Source organism: Prauserella aidingensis (assembly GCF_024171865.1).
In the GTDB taxonomy this organism is placed as follows: domain Bacteria; phylum Actinomycetota; class Actinomycetes; order Mycobacteriales; family Pseudonocardiaceae; genus Prauserella; species Prauserella aidingensis.
Map to the genome: position 1 here is coordinate 1 of NZ_JAMTCN010000077.1, position 1098 is coordinate 1098.

Sequence of the window (1098 nt, forward strand, 5' to 3'; positions counted from 1 at the left end):
TCACGCCCGTCAGATCGTCTGACACCGCGCCGACCGCCTCAAGGGCGCCTACGGCGTCGCTACGCGATGAGCTACCGCTCACCCTTGACCCGGCCGCCACGGAGCACAGCATCGGCACGGACGAAGGGGACGAGGGAGATGTGGACGCGGCTCGTGCAGAACTGGGGATTAGCTGAAGAGTGCCGCAACTTTGATCAGGACCGCCGGTCCTTCTATATTGAGATCATTAGGATCGACCTCCCTGCCCCCAGGAAGCTTACTCATGTTGTCTGCAAGGTCACGCATCCCATTCGCATCAAACGCGCGGCGCATCGTCCGATTCAGACCCGGCAAGACGTACCTACTTAAAGAGTGAGTCTTACCTTCCGGTATCAGTCGATCGACAAGGCCAAATACAGTCACCTCCGTGAGTATATCGTCAATCGTGTTTCCGGTCTCAAAATTTTCAGAGCCTAGGACAAAAAGAATCTCTGCTCCGCATCCTCAACGTCCATACACATGACATACGGGGTGGGCTGCGATTCCTGAGCGAAGAACTGTGAAGCAAGTTCTGCCCGTGAAGGATCGCCCTCAAATTGGCCTTCTGCTGCCCTCTCGTAAAACAAGGGCAGCAGCTTGGCCATGACTTCCCCAACCTCACTGGCCGGTGCCAACGTTATCTCACCCTCAGCAATTATGGGTTGGCGGATCATGAGAGCGGGACCCCTGTCATCCACTAGGTCGCAAATATGCTGAGATTCAGATAGCTGGTCGATAATATCGTTTAGAAGCTTAACTGGCCGCAGTTTCGACTCGTATGTCTCTGTGATCTCTTCAGTCGCCGAACTGTCGCTATGACCCCTGACAACCTTGTCGAATCCGAGCCCACGACCGGTGGTGTCTTGAACTCTGCGAGTTACCTGCGCATCTTGTGGGACAGGAATATCGTAGTAGTCGGCCATCTGCCGGAGAAGATTGGTATCAGTATACTTGGGAGAACGCATAACCCACAGGACCTTCTCTGCATTGAGGTTTTCTCGGTAAGTTGATCTTTGCTGGCTGTCGTCGACCGGCTGGGGTCAAGCCTGGCTGTGGATAGGCGTAGAGCCCCTGGTAGGA

General features: G+C 54.8%; 1 protein-coding gene. It reads right to left on the reverse strand.

Going from position 1 to position 1098, the window contains the following annotated elements; translation table 11 throughout:
- Positions 1-452 precede the first annotated feature (452 nt).
- Complete coding sequence (locus tag LY13_RS25495) at positions 453-941, reverse strand: hypothetical protein (protein WP_253831108.1); 489 nt, start codon at positions 939-941, stop codon at positions 453-455.
- Between the last annotated feature and the right edge of the window lie 157 nt (positions 942-1098).